16 protein-coding genes are annotated in these 16,956 nt (G+C 70.8%); 11 read left to right on the forward strand and 5 right to left on the reverse strand.

What is annotated here, in order from left to right; translation table 11 throughout:
* The 4 genes from ACOJSN_RS06765 to ACOJSN_RS06780 all read left to right on the forward strand — a co-directional run.
* A partial coding sequence (locus ACOJSN_RS06765) for an acyltransferase family protein (RefSeq protein WP_420111743.1) occupies positions 1-768 on the forward strand: 768 nt, incomplete at its 5' end.
* 383 nt (positions 769-1,151) lie between these two features.
* Positions 1,152-2,639, forward strand: coding sequence for a DUF4153 domain-containing protein (locus ACOJSN_RS06770; RefSeq protein WP_420111744.1), 1,488 nt, complete (start codon positions 1,152-1,154; stop codon positions 2,637-2,639).
* Between the two features lie 123 nt (positions 2,640-2,762).
* The gene (locus tag ACOJSN_RS06775; RefSeq protein ID WP_420111745.1) at positions 2,763-3,215 is read left to right on the forward strand and encodes a helix-turn-helix domain-containing protein; all 453 of its coding nucleotides are present in this window, start codon (positions 2,763-2,765) and stop codon (positions 3,213-3,215) included.
* A gap of 10 nt (positions 3,216-3,225) precedes the next feature.
* On the forward strand, positions 3,226-3,681 hold the full coding sequence (locus tag ACOJSN_RS06780; protein WP_420111746.1) for a VOC family protein: 456 nt from the start codon (positions 3,226-3,228) through the stop codon (positions 3,679-3,681).
* Between the two features lie 31 nt (positions 3,682-3,712).
* Here ACOJSN_RS06780 and ACOJSN_RS06785 read toward each other — a convergent pair whose 3' ends face one another.
* The 4 genes from ACOJSN_RS06785 to ACOJSN_RS06800 form a co-directional block, all read right to left on the reverse strand.
* Positions 3,713-4,621 carry a carbohydrate ABC transporter permease gene (locus ACOJSN_RS06785; RefSeq protein ID WP_420111747.1) on the reverse strand — a complete coding sequence of 303 codons (909 nt, stop codon included), beginning with the start codon at positions 4,619-4,621 and terminating at the stop codon, positions 3,713-3,715.
* A complete protein-coding gene (locus ACOJSN_RS06790) occupies positions 4,618-5,634 on the reverse strand; it encodes an ABC transporter permease (RefSeq protein ID WP_420111748.1) in 1,017 nt (338 codons plus the stop codon). Before ACOJSN_RS06790 ends, ACOJSN_RS06785 begins: the two co-directional genes overlap by 4 nt.
* A 33-nt stretch (positions 5,635-5,667) precedes the next feature.
* The gene (locus ACOJSN_RS06795) at positions 5,668-6,843 is read right to left on the reverse strand and encodes a zinc-binding dehydrogenase (protein ID WP_420111749.1); all 1,176 of its coding nucleotides are present in this window, start codon (positions 6,841-6,843) and stop codon (positions 5,668-5,670) included.
* 65 nt (positions 6,844-6,908) lie between these two features.
* A complete protein-coding gene (locus ACOJSN_RS06800) occupies positions 6,909-7,811 on the reverse strand; it encodes a LysR family transcriptional regulator (RefSeq protein WP_420111750.1) in 903 nt (300 codons plus the stop codon).
* Between the two features lie 180 nt (positions 7,812-7,991).
* Between ACOJSN_RS06800 and ACOJSN_RS06805 the strand changes: the two genes are divergently transcribed.
* The 7 genes from ACOJSN_RS06805 to ACOJSN_RS06835 all read left to right on the forward strand — a co-directional run bounded on the left by ACOJSN_RS06805 (position 7,992) and on the right by ACOJSN_RS06835 (position 15,432).
* Positions 7,992-9,638: a hypothetical protein gene (locus tag ACOJSN_RS06805; protein WP_420111751.1), complete on the forward strand. Its 1,647-nt coding sequence runs from the start codon at positions 7,992-7,994 to the stop codon at positions 9,636-9,638.
* A 69-nt stretch (positions 9,639-9,707) separates the two neighbouring features.
* Positions 9,708-10,730 (forward strand): Gfo/Idh/MocA family protein, encoded by a 1,023-nt coding sequence (locus ACOJSN_RS06810; protein ID WP_420111752.1) that lies wholly within the window; start codon positions 9,708-9,710, stop codon positions 10,728-10,730.
* Complete coding sequence (locus tag ACOJSN_RS06815) at positions 10,727-11,455, forward strand: SDR family NAD(P)-dependent oxidoreductase (protein WP_420111753.1); 729 nt, start codon at positions 10,727-10,729, stop codon at positions 11,453-11,455. Before ACOJSN_RS06810 ends, ACOJSN_RS06815 begins: the two co-directional genes overlap by 4 nt.
* A gap of 3 nt (positions 11,456-11,458) precedes the next feature.
* The gene (locus ACOJSN_RS06820) at positions 11,459-12,454 is read left to right on the forward strand and encodes an NAD(P)H-quinone oxidoreductase (RefSeq protein ID WP_420111754.1); all 996 of its coding nucleotides are present in this window, start codon (positions 11,459-11,461) and stop codon (positions 12,452-12,454) included.
* Positions 12,451-13,089 carry a TetR/AcrR family transcriptional regulator gene (locus ACOJSN_RS06825; protein ID WP_420111755.1) on the forward strand — a complete coding sequence of 213 codons (639 nt, stop codon included), beginning with the start codon at positions 12,451-12,453 and terminating at the stop codon, positions 13,087-13,089. Before ACOJSN_RS06820 ends, ACOJSN_RS06825 begins: the two co-directional genes overlap by 4 nt.
* A complete protein-coding gene (locus ACOJSN_RS06830; RefSeq protein WP_420111756.1) occupies positions 13,086-13,919 on the forward strand; it encodes an alpha/beta fold hydrolase in 834 nt (277 codons plus the stop codon). Before ACOJSN_RS06825 ends, ACOJSN_RS06830 begins: the two co-directional genes overlap by 4 nt.
* A gap of 10 nt (positions 13,920-13,929) precedes the next feature.
* Positions 13,930-15,432 carry a flavin-containing monooxygenase gene (locus ACOJSN_RS06835; RefSeq protein ID WP_420111757.1) on the forward strand — a complete coding sequence of 501 codons (1,503 nt, stop codon included), beginning with the start codon at positions 13,930-13,932 and terminating at the stop codon, positions 15,430-15,432.
* Positions 15,433-15,490: 58 nt separating this feature from the next.
* Here the strand turns inward: ACOJSN_RS06835 and ACOJSN_RS06840 are convergent, their stop codons facing one another.
* The gene (locus ACOJSN_RS06840) at positions 15,491-16,954 is read right to left on the reverse strand and encodes a UDP-N-acetylmuramoyl-L-alanyl-D-glutamate--2,6-diaminopimelate ligase (RefSeq protein ID WP_420111758.1); all 1,464 of its coding nucleotides are present in this window, start codon (positions 16,952-16,954) and stop codon (positions 15,491-15,493) included.
* Between the last annotated feature and the right edge of the window lie 2 nt (positions 16,955-16,956).

The following is a 16,956-nucleotide window of genomic DNA, read 5'->3' on the forward strand; positions in this document are numbered from 1 at the left end:
CACGCCTGGTACATCGGGGTGCGGTGGCTGCGAGGCGACGAGATGGTCGCCTCCGACATCGCCCGCCGCATCGTGGTGGGCGAGCTGTTCACCCAGCTGTACTTCTTCTGGATCGTGCTCGGGCTGTCGCTGCTGACGCCGGTCCTGATGCCGCTGATCCAACGGTGGGGACGCCGCGGCGCCGGCGTGGTCGGTGGCCTCGCACTGCTGGCCACGATGGTCGTGGCCTCGACCGGAATGCCTGGTCGGCTCTTCGAGAACGCGGTGCTGTGGTGGGTGCCCTACCTCGGCTACTACCTGCTCGGATGGTTCCTGCGCGAGGTGCGTGTGCGCGGGGTCGCTGAGCCCGCACTGGCGGTCCTGACGATCGGGCTCGCGGTGCAGCTGTCCTGGCAGTGGGACAACGACGCGGTCCCGATGTGGCTGCACACGGTGACCCCGGTCAACTACTACGGCGCCGGCATGGCTCTGTACTCGATCTGCGTGTTCCTGCTCGCGCATGCCCTGCTCGCGCCCGACGGCGCCCTGCGTCGTCTGCTCCGAGGGGTGCCGATGGTGATCGGTCGGGAGATCGGCGGCGCGACGATGGGGATCTTCGGCTTCCACATGACCGTGCTCGCGGTGCTGAAAGCCACCGGCTGGCTGGGTGGCGACGAACCCGCAACCGACCTGGTAACCCTGCTGCTGAGGGTGGCCGTCGTGACCATCGCGACCCTCGCCGTCGTGCTTCCGCTCACGAGGGTGCCGGTGGTCCGCCGGGTGATGTAGGGCGTGTCGCCCCGCCGACGCGTGCCGAGTCCTCGGAGATCCGGCTCGCCTGCGGACCCGTGGGGCTTGGTTGTGGACGCGGCGTTGCCGCGAGCTTCATCACGGATCCGCTCGGGAGCCCCATGCGGGGGCTGAAGCGTGACTGGCGTGCCATGTCGGCGTTTCTGTCACGTCGAAGGCCACCGTGGCGTGACTGGCGTGCCGATGTGGCAGCTCAGTCACGCCGACGCACGCCAGCCCCGCTGGAGAGTGCCAACGGCCAACTCGTATCCGCCGACTCCGACCCACGGATCAGTCCAGAGCGCCGGAGCTCCACACAACCCGCACGCCGGCTCCCGAACTGCTCCCGGATCCCTGCCGGGTGGGTGTCTAGCGTCAGGCAGATGAGTGACGCCACCGCCGACGGTGCTCCCGCCGGGCCGTACGCCGCCGCGCTGATGCGGCCTCCCGCACCCGGACCGGTAGCTCGGGCGGTCACGCGGTTCATGGCGGTGCACGCGTCGCCGTTACCGCTGCCGCTGACTGCGGGTGTGCTGGGCGTCGGCGTGACCGTGGCCGTGCTGGTGGTCGGACATCGCCCGGGCCTCGGGCTCGCGCTCGCGGTGCCGCTCATGTGGGTGCCTGCGGTGCCGGCGCTCGTGCGTCGGCGAGCGTGGAGTGTCCTGCTGACGGCGTCGCTCGCGGTGGCGCTCGGGGCGGTGGCGGCAGTCAGGGATGCGGAGTGGGTCGTGGCGCTGAGTCTGCTGGCGGCGTTTGCGCTGAGCGCGGTCGCCGCAGCCGGTGCCCGCAGCCCCCTCGGGCTCGCGCTGGCCGTTCCGACTGTGCCCATCGCGGCGACGCGCGGCGTGCGATGGTTCGCCCGGGGACTGTCCGCCATCGTCGCCGGCGGGCGTGCGGAGGCGCTGCGGTGGGTGCGGACCGCCGCGCTCACGCTCGTGATCCTGGGCGTCTTCGCGGTGCTCCTGGCCAGCGCCGACGCCGTGTTCGCCACGTTGCTGCCCTCGTTGGACCTGCGGTCGCTGCCCGCTCAGATCCTCGTGGGTGCGTTCGCGGTGATGGCGGCGCTCGCGATCGCCAGCCTCGCGCAGCGTCGCCCGCCGTGGTCGGTGGTGCGGATGCCACGACCCGAGCCGCGCCGCCGGGTCGAGTGGTACCTGCCCGTGCTGGCGCTCGACGCCCTGATGCTGGCGTTCTTGCTCACCCAGGTGGTGGCCGCAGCGGGAGGTGACAGGTACGTGCGCCAGGTGATCGGGCTCAGCTACGCCGCGTATGCCCGGCAGGGGTTCGGGCAGCTGGTGGCGGTCACGGCGTTGACGCTCGCGGTGGTGGCGTGGTTCGCGCGGCGGGCGCCGCGGGCGGAGCGGTCCGACCGGATCGGAACGCGTGCCGCGCTCGGGGTGCTGTGCGTGTCCGCCCTCGGGATCGTGGCGACCGCGTTGTTCCGGATGTCGCTGTACGTGCAGGCATACGGGCTGACCGAGCTGCGGCTGCTGGCTACGGCGGGCGAGATCGTCATGGGCGCCGCGGTGGTGCTGGTCCTGGTCGCCGGGGTGCGGTGGCGTGCGCGCTGGCTCCCGCTGGCGGTGGTGAGGGTCGCGGGCGTCGCGATGCTCGCCCTCGCGCTCCTCAATCCGGATGCCCTCATGGTCCGGTACAACACCCAGGCGCAGGACGCCCCGCTGGATGCCTGGCACCTCGAGCACCTCTCGGCGGATGCCGTCCCCGCGATCGCCGCGCTCGACGATCCGCTGCGCTCCTGCCTGCTGCGCGGGTACAGCGTCCCCGCGGCCACGTCGATCTGGGAATGGAACCACGCACGCGCGCAGGCTCGCGCCGTCGACGACGTCACGAACCGCACCTCCTGCCGCTGACCGCGCGGCCGCGCCCCCTCGTGGAACGAATCTCACACTCGATGAGCCCGCAACCGTTTGCTGCGCGCCCCACGGCGCATCGAGTGTGGACGTCGTTCCACCGCCCGCTCCTACACTCGAGCCATGGCCACCCGAGCCCACGGCGATGTGCTCGTGCACCTGCGCGCCGCGCGTGACCACGCGGACCGGAACTTCGCCGAGCCGCTGGACCTCGAGGCCCTGGCAGCGGTCGCGCGGCTCAGCAAGTTCCACTTCCACCGGCTGTTCACTGCCACGTACGGTCGCAGCCCCGGCGCCTATGTCTCCGAGCGCCGGGTCGAGCGTGCCCAGGACCTGCTGCGCGCGACGAATCTCTCCGTGACCGAGGTGTGCCACGCCGTCGGGTTCTCCAGCCTGGGCTCCTTGAGCTCGCAGTTCCGGGACATCGTGGGGGAGAGCCCGAGCGAGTTCCAGGCGCGGTACGCGGCCGCCGGTGCGCCTCGGATCCCAGGCTGCTACGTGTTCATGTGGGGTCTCGTGGAGCGCGACGGCGGCACCGCAAGGCAGGAGAAGCGGGCCGGGCCACCTCGGTCGTAGCGTGATCGACATGATCACGAATGTGTCCCTTGTCAGCGTGTGGGTGAAGGACCAGGACGCCTCGCTCGCCTTCTACACCGACGTCCTCGGCTTCCAGGTGGGTGATGACATCCAGCTCGCGGAGGACTTCCGCTGGCTCACGGTGGTGCACCCGAGCCAGCCGGAGCTGCACCTGCACCTCACCACCCCCGGCCCGCCGCTCACCGACGAGCTCCAGAACGAGATCCACCGCTCCCTCGACTCCGGCGGCATGCCGGGCGTGGGCCTCAACGTGGACGACTGCCGCGCCACCTGCGAGGCCCTCGCGGCCAAAGGCGTGACGATCCTGCAGGAGCCCGCTGAGCGCCCCTATGGCGTCGAGGCCCTGATCCGCGACAACTCCGGGAACTGGATCGTCATGGTCGAGCCGCGCGAGTTCGACCCGACCGCGATCTCCCGGGAGGACATCGAGTCCCCCGCCCCCTGAGAGCGGTTGGGCCGAGGTCGGCGGCCGAGGCTCACCCCTTCACGGCGCCGATGATCACGCCCTTCGCGAAGTGCTTCTGGAGGAACGGGTAGACGAGCAGGATCGGGATCAGGCTGATGATCACGATCGCCATCTGCAGTGACTGCTGGGGCGGGATGACCTCCGCGGCCGAGTCGACCGCGATATCGGCGCCGTCGACCGAGTACGTCCGCACCACGAGCTGCAGCGGCCACTTCTCGACGGAGTTGATGTACAGCACCGCGTTGAAGAACGCGTTCCAGTACGCGACCGCGTTGAAGAGTGCGACCACGGCGATCGCGGCTTTCGAGAGCGGCAGCATGATCCGCACCAGGATGCGCAGCTCCCCGGCGCCGTCGATGCGGGCGGCGTCGGTCAGCTCCTGGGGCACCGCCAGGAAGAAGGCCCGCATCAGGACGACCTGGAAGCCCGACACCAGTGTCGGCAGGATCAGTGACCAGTACGAATCGAGCAGCCCGAGAGACTTCACGAGCAGATAGTTCGGGATCATGCCGGCCGAGAAGAGCATCGTGAACAGCACCATCAGCAGCAGCGGCCGATGGAACGTGGAACCCGGTCGCGAGAGCCCGTAGGCGAGCATCGCCACCACGGTGACGGAGAGTCCGGAGCCGATCACCGTGACCCCGATCGAGACGAGCGTCGCGCGTGTGACCACCCCGCCACGGAAGATCGCCTCGTACGCAGCCAGGCTCGGGTCCTGCGGCCACAGCACGTACCCGCCGGCGGCACGGATCTCCTCGGGCGAGGCGAGCGAGGTGGAGATCATCACGACGAACGGGACGAGCACCAGCAGGCACGCGGTCAGCAGGACCAGGCCCTTGAGTGCTCGCATCGGCAGCCCCGGGGGCCGCACGCCGTTGATGTTGCGCAGCCGCTGCTGCCGCGTCGTCGCCGCGGTCATCGCTTCTCCTTCTGGTAGATGCCGGGTTGCCCGAGGAGGTGGGCGATCTTGTTGGCACCGAGCACGAGCACCGTGCCGACCACCCCCTTGACCAGCCCGACAGCGGCCGACTGGCTCCAGGCGCCGCCGACCACGCCGCGGTTGTAGACGTAGGTGTCGAGCACCTCCGAGGTCTGCAGCCCGACGGCGGCCTGCTGCAGGTAGATCTGCTCGAACCCGACGGTGAGGGCGTCGCCGAGCCGGAGGATCAGCAGCAGGATCACGACGCCGCGGATCGCCGGCAGCGTCACGTGCCAGAGCTGCCGCCAGCGTCCGCCGCCGTCGACTGCGACCGCCTCGTACTGCTCGATGTCGACCCTCGAGATGGCGGCGAGGAAGATGATCATCCCCCAGCCGGCGTCCTTCCAGATCACCTGGGAGGTGATCAGCGGGATGAAGAGGTCCGGGTTGCCGACGATCTCCAGCAGTGGCAGCTCCTGCACGCGGGCCCAGTTGTTGTACAGGCCGCCGTTGCCGAGGATGTGCTGGAAGATCGCCACGACGATCACCCATGACAGGAAGTGCGGCATGTACAGCACGGACTGCACCACCCGCTTGACGCGCTCGCCCATCAGCGAGTTCAGCAGCAGCGCCAGAGCGAGCGGGATCGGGAACACGAGCACGATCTGGACGAACGAGATGATCAGCGTGTTCGTGAGTGCGTTGAGGAACGCCGGGTCGCCGCGGTAGATGATCGCGAAGTTGTCGAGCCCCACCCACGGTGCTTCGGTGATCGGCAGGTACGGCTGGTAGTCCTGAAACGCGATGACGTTTCCCGCCAGCGGCACGTAGTGGAACAGGAACGTGAGCAGGATGCCGGGCAGCGCCAGCAGCAGGACGCCGCGGTCGCGCAGGATCCGGCGGCGCAGCGGGACGGCGCGCCGCATGGGACGCGCCCGCCCCCTTCTGGGCGGGCCGGGATCGGCTGGGATTGCGGTGTGCGCACCGGGCGCCTCGGTGGTCGACGTACTCACCGGTGGTTCCTCCTCATCGAGGGTCGACGGCGGTCAGGTTGCCTCGGATGGTGGTGGGCTCATGCGGACGACGGCGCGGCCGACGATGTCGCCACGCGCAAGGGCGTCGTAGGCCGCGTCGGCGTCGTCCAGGGTGAAGGTGCGGCTGACGGTCGCTGCCGGCCGCACCCGGCCGGCTGCGGCCATCGCCCCGACGGCCGGCAGGTCGGTCCTGGTGCGCGCCCCGTACGAGCCGATGATGCGCTGGCTGCGTCGGACCAGAGGTGTGATCTCGACGTGGGCGGCAGCATCGGCGGCTGCGATGCCGATGGCCACCAGTCGCCCGCCGTCGCACAGAATCTGCGTGCCTTGGCGGAACGTGGCGGGAGTGCCGAGCGCCTCGAAGGCGACATCGACGCCCCTGCCGCCGGTGAGGTCGCGTACGGCGGCGACCGGGTCGAGGTTCGTGGCGTTCACGAGGTCGGTCGCGCCCAGGTTGCGCGCCGTGGCGAGCGTGGCGGCGTCGACGTCGACGGCGATGACCCGGGAGGCGCCCAGGGCGCGCGCCATCTGCACCACGTTGGAGCCGACGCCGCCCATCGCGATGACCGCGACCGTCTCGCCGACACGGAGGTCGGCAGCGCGGCGGACCGCGCCGTAAGCGGTGAGCGCGGCGCACCCGAGCACCGCGGACTCCACGAGCGGGAGCTCGGGCGGCAGTAGCGCGAGCCCGGTCGCGGGCACCACGGCGTACTCGGCCAAGCCGCCCATGGAGTACATGGCGAGGCTCTCGCCGTTGCTTCGCTGCAGCCGTGACGAGCCGTCATAGAGGACGCCACGCAGCCGGTTGAGCGCGAAGAACGGCCGGCACAGGTCGTCGCGGCCCTCCGCACACGCCGGGCACTCCCCGCACGGCATGATGAACCCGCCGACTACTCGCGCCCCGGGCGTCAATCCGGACTCGGGCCGCACACCGTCGCCGACCTCGACCACGGTGCCTGAGATCTCGTGACCCAGCACGCACGGGGTCACGAATCCCACCTCGCCGCGCATCACGTGCAGATCGGTGTGGCAGACGCCGCATCCCGCGACCTGCACGAGCACCTCGCCGTGCTGCGGCCGCGGGGTGGCCATCACCTCGAGCTGCAGAGGCTGACCGGGCGCCGGCAGCACAGCTGCCCGCATCAGTGCGGGGATGTCAGGTGCGTCGCCGGAGGGGAGATCGTCCATGCCGGGCCACGCTGTCAGGCCCGACGATGCACGGGCAATGACCAGATCTGCGCGCCGGGCGTGCGTCATTGCACGGCGTTCTCGCCGCGCAGCAGCAACCCGGACCGGCGGACGTGGGCGTCGATCAGGCCCACGCAGGCGCGGACGCGGGCCAGCCGGGCATGCTCGGACGGGCTGGAGATCCAGTACGTGCGCCGGACGTCGAAGCCGGGCACGACCGCACGCAGCCGGGTGTCCTGCTCGGCGACGTAGCAGGGGAGCAGGGCGACGCCTGCCCCGGCGGCCGCCGCCTGCCAGTGCGCAACCAGGTTCGTGGACTGGATGTTCGCCGCCGCCGGTCGGATCTCGTGGAGCAGCCGCAACGAGGCGACGTCGAGGAGGCGATCGACGTACCAGATCATCGTGTGCCCCCTCAGGTCCTCGATGCGACGGATCGGCGGGTGGCCGGCGAGGTAGTCGGGTGTGGCGTAGAGCCGGAGCGTGTAGTCGGTGAGGCGGCGGTGGATCAGGCGGGTCGAGGTCGGCTCCTCCAGCGTGATCGCGACGTCGAAGTCCCGCGTGCTGGAGGAGACGTGCTGGGTCTCGGTCACGAGCTCGACGACGAGGCCGGCGTGCCGTTGGGTGAGGCTGCGGAGCACGTCGGGCATGAGGAAGGCGCCGAAGCCGTCGGTCGTGAGGATGCGGACGGTCCCGGTGAGCGAGTGCTCGCGCACCCCGAGGGACTCGTGCGCGGCGCTCAGGGCCGCATCGACCGTCTCGGCCGGCGCGAGGAGCCGCTCGCCGTCGGGGGTCAGGTGCCAGCCGTCGGTGGCGCGGTCGAACAGTCGGCGACCGACGTCGCGCTCCAACGTGGAGATGCGCCGACCCACGGTGGTGTGGTCCAGACCGAGGAGCGCCGCAGCCCGGCCCAGCCGCCCGGTCCGGGCGACGGCCAGGAAGATGCGCAGATCTTCGGCGGAGCGGATCATCGCTGCTCGGGCCTCTGCATCCGAATCTGAGGGTGCGCACTCACGTGTCGTGAGCCTTTCTGAGTTGGTTCGTGCATCGATGCACGCAGTGCGTGAGGAATCGCACTTGAGAGTAGACTCTCACGAATGTCAAGGTGGAGCCGCACGTAAGGCCGCGTTGCCCGATCAAAGGAGATGGCCATGGCATCGCACATCAGTAGACGCGCCGTCCTCGGCGGCTTCGCCGTAGGCACAGGAGCGCTTGTGCTCGCGGGTTGCTCCACCTCGAGCCCGGGTGGCGGCTCGGGCGGTGCACCGTCGGGCTCGACGGGTGGGCTACCGACCTACTCCGCCTTCGGCGATGTCACCGCCGAGTTCCCCGGGACCCCCGACGGCGCGCTCGACGCCTTCGCGAACTACCCGACCAACCCGGTTGCCTTCACTGACGGCCCGCCGGGCGATGGCAGCCCCATCACCGCGCTGACCTCGCCGCAGGGAACCGTGCCGGCCGCGATGGCGCAGAACGGCTACTGGCAGGAGCTGAATGCCCGGATCGGCTCAGAGATGGATCTGCGGCTGGTGGCGACCGACTACGACGCCGCGCTCGCGACCACCCTCGCCGGCGGCGACGTTCCCGACCTGGTCAGCGTGCCCTTCAACACGCCCGCACGGCGCGCCGGCAAGGCCGCCATGTTCAGCGCCCTCGCTCTCGATCTCTCCGAATACCTGGGTGGCGATCTCGTGCAGGCGTACCCGGCCCTGGCGAACATCCCGACGGCGGCGTGGGAGATGGCCTCGTTCGGCGGCGTCGTCCGCGCGATCCCGATCCATCGCGGCATGTCGTCCAGCAGCTTCATGCTGGTCCGTCAGGATGTTGCCGAGGCACAGGGCATCGACACCGCGATCACCGACTACGACTCGTTCCGCGAGCTGTGTCTGGCGATGACCAGGCCCCGGGAGAACCAGTTCGCGATCGCGCGCAACCCGATGCCCTACCTCAAGGGCATGTTCCGGGTACCGGCCGTGTGGCAGCTGGGTGAGGACGGCACCCTGACCAGCCAGTACGACTTCCGCGAGGAGTACCACGCCGCGCTGCTCGCGGCACAGGAACTGTGTGCGGCGGGCACGTTCCACCCGGACTGGATCCCCGACGACATCCAGGTCGCCCTCCACGACCGGTTCTATGCCGGCACGGCGCTCATGACCATCCACAACCAGCTTGCGATCACGGCGGCCTACAAGGCCAACCAGGACGTCGAGGGCTTCCAGGTCGGCCTGCTCGGCTTCCCGGGCCACGATGGCGGTGATGGCACGCCACCGCGGATGAACCCGAAGGAGGTGCACAGCCTGTGCTTCGTCAACAGGGAGAGCGCCGATCGCGCCGAGACGCTGCTGCGGGTCCTCGACCTGCTCGCGGCGCCGTTCGGTACCGCCGAGTACCTGTTCAACAAGTTCGGTCGCGAGGGCGATGAGTTCACGTTCGACGGTGCCAACCCGATCGCGAACGAGGACCAGGTGAACAACGTGCGGCTGGGCCAGCAGTACCTGGCCGACGGACCTCAGGTGACCTACCTGCCCGGTCGCTCCTCCGAGGAGGTGCAGATCGTGCACGCTGCCCAGGCGGCTCTGGCCGAGGTCGGTGTCTTTGATCCCACCGTCGGTTTCGAGTCCGCTACCGAGCAGGCGACGGGCGCGGACTTCGGCACCGCCGTCGGAGACGTGGAGAACGAGATCATTCAGGGCCGTGCCAGCATCGCGGAGTGGGACGAACTGGTCGATCGCTGGCTGGACGGTGATGGCGCGCAGATCAAAGCCGAGTACGAGGAAGCCTTCGCCACGCAGGCCTGAGCTGGGTTCGCCGCCCACCGCTCAACACCCGCACACCAGGACACGACACCAGCACGAAGGAGACGCCGCGTGAGTTCCACGCAGGGCCCCATCAAGATCGGCCAGATCGGCATCGGTCACAACCACGCGTCACAGAAGATGGACACGCTGCGCGCGTTGCCCGACCTCTTCGAGGTCGTGGGCGTGGTCGAGGAGGACCCGCGCTGGTTCGCCGAGCGCGGCGGTCTCGCCGCGTACGCGGGGCTGCCGTGGATGAGTGAGCGTGAGCTGTTGGCGACGCCGGGGTTGGCGGCGGTCGCCGTCGAGACCGATGGCTTCGACCTGATCCCGACGGCGCAGCGCTGCCTCGACGCCGGCGTCCACCTGCACCTCGACAAGCCGGGCGGCGAGAGCTATCCCGACTTCGAGCGGATGATCGAGACGGCCCGGGCGAAGGATCTGGTGGTCCAGCTGGGCTACATGTACCGGAGCAACGCTGCCGTGGCGTTCTGCGTCGAGGCGGTGCGGCAGGGGTGGCTCGGGACCGTCTTCGAGGTGCACGCGGAGATGAACCGTGGGCACACCGAGGACTACCGGCACTGGCTCGGGCAGTTCGCAGGTGGCGCGATGTATATCTTCGGCAGCCACCTGGTGGACCTGGTGGTCTGGCTGCTCGGCGAGCCCGACCGGGTGACGCCGTTCCTGCGCGCGACGCGAGCGGAGCAGCCGGGCATCCTCGACAACGGCTTCGCGGTCATGGAGTATCCGCACACCACGGTCTCGGTCCGCAGCAGCATCGCCGAGGAGGGTGGGTACCCGCGCAGGCAGTTCACCGTGGTCGGGAACGCCGGCTCGATCGAGATCCGCCCGCTCGAGCCGCCGGCGCTGACGATGATCCTCGACGAGGACCGCGGCGGCTACGCGGCCGGCACGCACGAGATCAGGTTCGAGCCGCCGTCCGACCGGTACGCGGTCCAGCTCACCGAGTTGGCGCGCGCCATCCGCGGCGAGATCGCGAACCCGTTCGATCTCGACCACGAGCTGCGTACTCAGCGGAGCGTGCTGGCCAGCTGCGGTCTCGAGGTGCCGACGGCGGCCGGGAGCACCCGATGAGCGTCGCCGTGATCACAGGCGGGGCGGGCGCGATCGGTCTCGCCTGCGCGCGTGAGCTCGCCGGCGCCGGCTACGCCGTCGTCCTGCTCGACGTCGACGGCGAGGGTGCCGAGCGCGCCGCCGAGAGTCTGCGCGAGGGCGGCCACGAGGCGATCGGCCTCGCTGTCGACCTGCGCGACACCGCGGCGATCGAGGCGGCGTTCGCGAGCATCGCGGACCTCGGCAGCGTCGCAGTGCTGGTGACGGCGGCCGGAGGCAGCGCCCGCGGCCGCATCGCACCGCTGCGCGACCAGGCCGAGGAGGTCATCGACGAGCTGCTCGAGGTCAACCTGCGCAGCGTGCTCAGCTGCTGCCGGCAGGTGATCGAGCCGATGACGGCGGTCGGCTTCGGCCGCATCGTCACCATCGGGTCGATCATCGGCTCGCGCGGCAAGGCGAACCTCGTCGAATACTCGGCCGCGAAGGGCGGGGTGATCGCGTTGACGCGGTCGCTCGCCATGGAACTCGGAGGCACCGGTGTCACCGTGAACTGCGTGTCGCCGGGCCTGATCCCGCGGGGCCACCTCGACGGCTCGACCGCCGCGAAGAACTATGTCGGCCGCGAGGGCACACCCGAGGACATCGCTCATGCCGTGGCCTTCCTCGCCTCCGAGCGGGCCGACTTCATCACCGGGCAGGATCTCGCGGTCGACGGCGGCCGCAGCCTCGGTCTGAAAGGAGACTGAGGCATGCGTGCACTCGTGCAGGACGAGGACTCGGGTGAGCTCGTGCTCGGTGAGGTCCCGGATCTGGTGCCAGGCCCTGGACAGGTGCTGGTGACAGTGCACGCGGCGGGGGTCAACCGCGCGGACCTGCTCCAGCGGGAGGGCCGCTACCCGCCGCCGCAGGGCGAGTCGCCGCTGATCGGCCTGGAGGTCGCCGGCACCGTCGCGGGGCTGGGTACCGACGTGACCGGGTGGAGCATCGGCGACCGGGTGTGCGCACTGCTGCCCAGCGGCGGCTACGCGGAGCAGGTGGTGGTCCCGGCAGGGCTGCTGATGCCGGTCCCGGAGCGCCTGAGCCTGCAGGAGGCGGCGGGCATCCCGGAGACCTTCCTGACGGCGTACCTCAACCTCGTGACGATCGCGGGCCTACGCGCCGGCGAGACCGCGCTGATCCACGCGGGCGCGAGCGGCGTGGGCACGTCGGCGATCCAGATCGCCCGGGAGATCGGTGCAGTCCCGATCGCCACGGTCGGCAGTGCGGCGAAGGCGCAGGCGTGCCTCGACCTCGGTGCCAGCACGGCCCTCGTTCGCACCGACGGCCCGTTCGAGCCGGCGGTCCTGACCGCGACCAGCGGTCGCGGCGCCGATGTGGTGCTCGATCCGGTCGGCGCCAGCTCCTGGGAGCAGAACGCTGCGTGCATCGCAGCCGACGGTCGCTGGGTGGTGATCGGCGGCCTCGGTGGCTATGACGTCACCATGAACATCCGGCGGCTGATGCAGCGACGTGTTCAGCTCACCTTCTCGACCCTGCGCTCGCGCAGCCTGCAGGACAAGGTGGCGCTCACGGCGGCGTTCACCGAGTTCGGGCTCGACCGGCTCGCCGACGGCCGGCTCGCACCCATCATCGACTCCGTGCTGGGCTGGCAGGACGCGATGACGGCGCACCGCAGGCTCGAGGAGAACCGCACCACGGGGAAGATCGTGCTGGCAGTGGATCAGCGATCGGAGGCCGTGCGATGAGACGCACCCGAGCCGACAACAAGGAGGCGACGCTCGAACGGATCCGGCAGGCCGCCGTCGACCTCTTCGCTGCGCATGACTACGACGAGGTCACCATGGGGGCGGTGGCGCGCGGCGCGGGCATCAGCGACGCCACCTTGTTCCGGTACGTCGAGGCGAAGCTCGACCTGCTCACGCTCGCCTACGGCGATCAGTTCGACGAGCTCCTCAGCTCGATCGACGAGGCTGACGCACGGCGGCTGCTCGCCGCCGATGCGCTCACAGGTGCCCTGCAGCGTGACCGCATCCTCGCGATCTACGAGCAGCGCTGCGAGTTCTACCTGCGGCACCCGGTGAACGGGGCGCTCTACCTCGCGCAGGGCTTCAACGAGCGCAACCCCGCGCGCGCCCGCAACATCGCACAGGGTGATCGCACCATCCGGCTGGTCGGCGCGATCATCGAGGACGGCCAGCAGGCGGGGCAGCTGCTCGCGAGCGTGGTCGCCCGGGACGTGGCCCAGAACTGCCACGGCATCTACATGCACGAGATCCAGCGCACGGCGGTCCGCGGCTTCAGCCCAGAGACGATCTGGCCCCGGGTGCGCGCACGGCTCCTCGCCCAGCTCGACCCGCTCGTGCCGGACCAGATCGGATGAGCGCGCACGTCTCGGGGGCCGTGATCTCGCACGTCCAGGTCCAGGGCGGTTCCGTCACAGTGAGTGACAGCGCGCCGGGGCGTGGGGACGCCGTCGTGCTGGTTCCCGGCACCGGCGGCAGCACCGCGACCGACTACTGGGCGCTCTTCCCGATGCTGGCGACGGCGCACCGCACGGTCGGGCTGGACCTGGACCCGCGGCCGCCGGTGGAGCTCACCGACCTCGTGGACCAGGTCCGCCGCGCCGTCGCCTCCCTGGGTGCCGGCCGGGTGCACCTGGTGGGGTACTCGCTCGGTGCCGTGGTCGCCGCGGCGGCCGCTGCCGCGCTCGGCGACGGGCTGGCCACGCTGACCCTGATCAACGGCTGGCGACGCACTGATCGGCACCAGCGGCTCCGGAACGCCGCATGGCGCACGGTGCGCGCCGAGAGTTCCGCGGCGTGGGCAGATCTGAGCCGCGTGGCCGCGCACTCACCCCTGTACCTGCGCTCGCTCACCGGGCACCAGCTCGAGGAGCTCCGGCAGCGGCGCGCCGCGCGGCGCGACCCCGGCCCGGAGATGGAGCTCAACGCCCGCATCGACATCAGCGACCGGCTGGCCGCGATCGCCGTCCCGACGCTCGTGATCGCCTCCACCCACGACGCGATGGTCCCCGTGCACCACGGTCGCGAGCTGTTCGGGGCGATCGCGCAGGCGTGCTACCTCGAGATCGACGCCGGGCACGGCGTTCTGTCGGAACGCCCGGCCGAGGTGTTCGCCGCCGTCGCCGACTTCGTCGACGACCCGACGGCGGTGCCGGCCGGTACCCGGCTGCCCACGTTCCAGGCTTAGGGATGCACTGATGACCACCATGGCCACCGGCCCTCGGACCCACCCGGCAGCTGCGGGCGGCCCCACCCGCAGCTACGCCGTCGCGATCGTCGGGACCGGCTTCGCCGGGCTCGGCCTGGCGATCCAGCTCGAGCGTGCCGGGCTGACCGACTACGTCGTGCTGGAACGCGCCGACGACGTGGGCGGCACCTGGCGCGACAACACCTACCCCGGGGCGGCCTGCGACATCCAGTCGCACCTGTACTCGTTCTCGTTCCGGCCTAACCCCCGCTGGTCCCGGACCTACGCCAGCCAACCCGAGATCCACGACTACCTGCGCCGCGCCGCGCAGGAGGAGGGCGTGCTGCCGCGGGTGCGCTTCGGCGCGGACGTGCTGCAGGCGGCGTGGGACGACGACGCCGGCATGTGGGACGTTCTCACCGCCGCCGGGGCATTCCGGGCGCGGGTGCTGGTCGCGGCCACCGGGCACCTCTCCGACCCGCGCCTGCCCGACATCCCGGGCCTGGCCGACTTCGCGGGAACGGTGTTCCACTCGGCGCGCTGGGACCACACGGCCCCCACGCGCGGGCGGCGCATCGGTGTGATCGGGACCGGCGCCTCGGCCATCCAGATCGTGCCGGCCATCGCCCACGACGCCGGCCACGTGACGGTCTTCCAGCGCACCGCACCGCACGTGATCCCGCGCGTCGACGAGCCCTTCAGCCTCGCCGAGCAGCAGATGTTCGAGCGCCTGCCGGAGACCGCCCGCGCGCTGCGCAACCAGCTGTTCTGGGGCAACGAGTCCCGATACCCGCAGCGACGCATGGTGCCCGAGTTCCTCGGCAGCATCGCGGCGGTGGCTGATCAGCACCGCCGCACCCAGGTGCCGGACCCGCGCATGCTGGAGCAGGTCACGCCGGACTACACGATCGGTTGCAAGCGGGTGCTGCTCTCGAACGACTGGTACCCCACGCTGATGCGCGAGGACGTCACGTTGGAGACCACTGGTATCGAGCGGATCCTGCCTTCCGGGGTGCAGATGCGCGACGGGCGCACGCACGATCTCGACGCCCTCGTGCTCAGCACCGGGTTCGAGGCCACCGACCTCCCGATCGCGCACCGCCTCACCGGTCGCGACGGCGTGCTGCTGGCCGACCAGTGGGCCGAGGGTGGCCAGGCCTTCGCGAGCGTCGCCGTCCACGGGTTCCCGAACCTGTTCCTCATGAACGGACCGAACTCGGGCCTGGGTGCCGGGTCGGTGGTGTTCATCATCGAGACGCAGATCGGCTACATCCTCGGCGCGATCCGTCACCTGCTCGGTGGGTCGGCGCCGTTGGAGGTGAGCCGTCACGCCGAGGAGGAGTACGTGGCTGACGTGCGTCGGCGGGCGGAGGGCACCGTATGGCTCTCGGGTGGCTGCGCGAGCTGGTACGTCGATCCGCGTAGCGGCCGCCTCACCACGTTGTGGCCGGACATGATGAACCGGTATCGGGCCGAGAACGGAAGGTTCGACCCCGCTCCGTACACCCTCTGATTTCACCGACGTGTCGACCCCTGCCCGTGCCGGGGTGGGGGTCGAAACGTCGTTGAAATCAGAGGCGGAGGGCGAGGGCAGCGGCGGCTTCGGCGACCTCGTCCCACGGGATCGTCTCGGTGTCCCGTTCGAGCGTGTCCTCGGGGCCCTTGCCGGCCAGCACCACGGTGTCGCCGGGACGAGCATGTTCGACGGCGTAGCGGATCGCCGCTGTCCTGTCGCCGATGCTGGTGGTCGTCCCGGGCCCGTTGGCACCGCGCTGCATCTCGTCGAGGATGTCCTGCAGCGGGGTGTCGCGGTGGTCCTCCTCGGTGAAGATCGCGTGGTCGGCGAGCCGGGAGGCCACCTCGCCCAGCGGCGCCCGCTTGGAGGGGTCGCGCGGCCCGCCTGCCGATCCGATCACCACCCACAGCTCCCGCTCGGTCGTGGCTCGCACGGTCGCGAGCGCCTTCTCCAGGCTGGGCGGGGTGTGCGCGAAGTCGACGATGACGCGCGGGTCCTGCTCGGCCCGCCCCGGCACCAGCTCCATCCGCCCCGGCACCCCCGTGAAGGTGCGCAGCCCGGCCAGCAGCTGCTCCGCCGTCGCCCCGAGATGGTGTGCCGCCGCCATGGCGGCGAGCGCGTTGGCCACGTTGAACCGGCCGATCATCGGCAGCCTGGCGTCGAGTCGCCCGAGCGGGCTGTCGACGGCGAAGCGCAGCCCGTCGGGCAGCTCACCGATGTTATGGGCCACCCAGGCGGCATCGCCGCCGTCGGCTGAGTAGGTGGTCTCGGCGGGGGCGCGGCCGTGCAGCTGGGAGGTCCACGGGTCGTCGGCGTTCAGCACTGCGAACGGGGAGCGCTCCACGAGCTTGGCCTTGTCGGCGAAGTAGTTCTCCACGGTGCCGTGGAAGTCGAGGTGCTCGCTGGTGAGGTGGGTCCAGACCGCCACGTCCCAGTCCACGGCGCGCACCCGGTCCATCGCGAGCGCGTGGCTGCTCGCCTCGAGCACCACGGCCTGCGCGCCCGTGCTCACGAGCTCGCCGAGCACCCGCTGCAGCTCGGGCGCCTCCGGCGTGGTGAAGTGGGCGGGGAAGTGGTGCAGCGCGCCGTCGGCCAGCTCGTACCCCACGGTCGAGAGCAGCCCGGTCCCGAGCCCGGCCGCGCGGAGCAGGTGCCGGGTCAACCAGCTGGTGGTGGTCTTGCCGTCGGTTCCGGTCACGCCAACGACGCGCAGCGCCCGGCTCGGGTTCCCCGTGAGCGCGGCGGCGCCGTCGGCCAACGCGGCCCGGGCCGAGACCGCGACCAGATACGGGACCGGGCACCGGACGCCGTCGGCCATTCCCTCGCCGATCACGGCCACCGCGCCGGCCGCGACAGCGGCCTCGACGAACGCGTGCCCATCGACCCGGGACCCGCGGATGGCGACGTATGCCGCGCCGGGGGTCACCCAGGCGGCGTTGTGGGTGATTGCGGTGACCTCGAGGTCGGGCAGGTCGGTCAGGGGTGCGCCTACAGCGTCGGCGAGGTCACGCAACTGCATGG

It is taken from the genome of Pseudactinotalea sp., assembly GCF_048594945.1.
In the GTDB taxonomy this organism is placed as follows: domain Bacteria; phylum Actinomycetota; class Actinomycetes; order Actinomycetales; family Beutenbergiaceae; genus Pseudactinotalea.

What these genes read in the sequence shown, in the direction of transcription:
- ACOJSN_RS06780 (WP_420111746.1), top strand. Translation starts at nt 3,226, where the DNA reads ATGATCACGAATGTGTCCCTTGTCAGCGTGTGGGTGAAGGACCAGGAC.
- ACOJSN_RS06795 (WP_420111749.1), bottom strand. Translation starts at nt 6,843, where the DNA reads ATGGACGATCTCCCCTCCGGCGACGCACCTGACATCCCCGCACTGATG.
- ACOJSN_RS06815 (WP_420111753.1), top strand. Translation starts at nt 10,727, where the DNA reads ATGAGCGTCGCCGTGATCACAGGCGGGGCGGGCGCGATCGGTCTCGCC.
- ACOJSN_RS06805 (WP_420111751.1), top strand. Translation starts at nt 7,992, where the DNA reads ATGGCATCGCACATCAGTAGACGCGCCGTCCTCGGCGGCTTCGCCGTA.
- ACOJSN_RS06840 (WP_420111758.1), bottom strand. Translation starts at nt 16,954, where the DNA reads ATGCAGTTGCGTGACCTCGCCGACGCTGTAGGCGCACCCCTGACCGAC.
- ACOJSN_RS06830 (WP_420111756.1), top strand. Translation starts at nt 13,086, where the DNA reads ATGAGCGCGCACGTCTCGGGGGCCGTGATCTCGCACGTCCAGGTCCAG.
- ACOJSN_RS06835 (WP_420111757.1), top strand. Translation starts at nt 13,930, where the DNA reads ATGACCACCATGGCCACCGGCCCTCGGACCCACCCGGCAGCTGCGGGC.
- ACOJSN_RS06800 (WP_420111750.1), bottom strand. Translation starts at nt 7,811, where the DNA reads ATGATCCGCTCCGCCGAAGATCTGCGCATCTTCCTGGCCGTCGCCCGG.
- ACOJSN_RS06825 (WP_420111755.1), top strand. Translation starts at nt 12,451, where the DNA reads ATGAGACGCACCCGAGCCGACAACAAGGAGGCGACGCTCGAACGGATC.
- ACOJSN_RS06820 (WP_420111754.1), top strand. Translation starts at nt 11,459, where the DNA reads ATGCGTGCACTCGTGCAGGACGAGGACTCGGGTGAGCTCGTGCTCGGT.
- ACOJSN_RS06770 (WP_420111744.1), top strand. Translation starts at nt 1,152, where the DNA reads ATGAGTGACGCCACCGCCGACGGTGCTCCCGCCGGGCCGTACGCCGCC.
- ACOJSN_RS06775 (WP_420111745.1), top strand. Translation starts at nt 2,763, where the DNA reads ATGGCCACCCGAGCCCACGGCGATGTGCTCGTGCACCTGCGCGCCGCG.
- ACOJSN_RS06785 (WP_420111747.1), bottom strand. Translation starts at nt 4,621, where the DNA reads ATGACCGCGGCGACGACGCGGCAGCAGCGGCTGCGCAACATCAACGGC.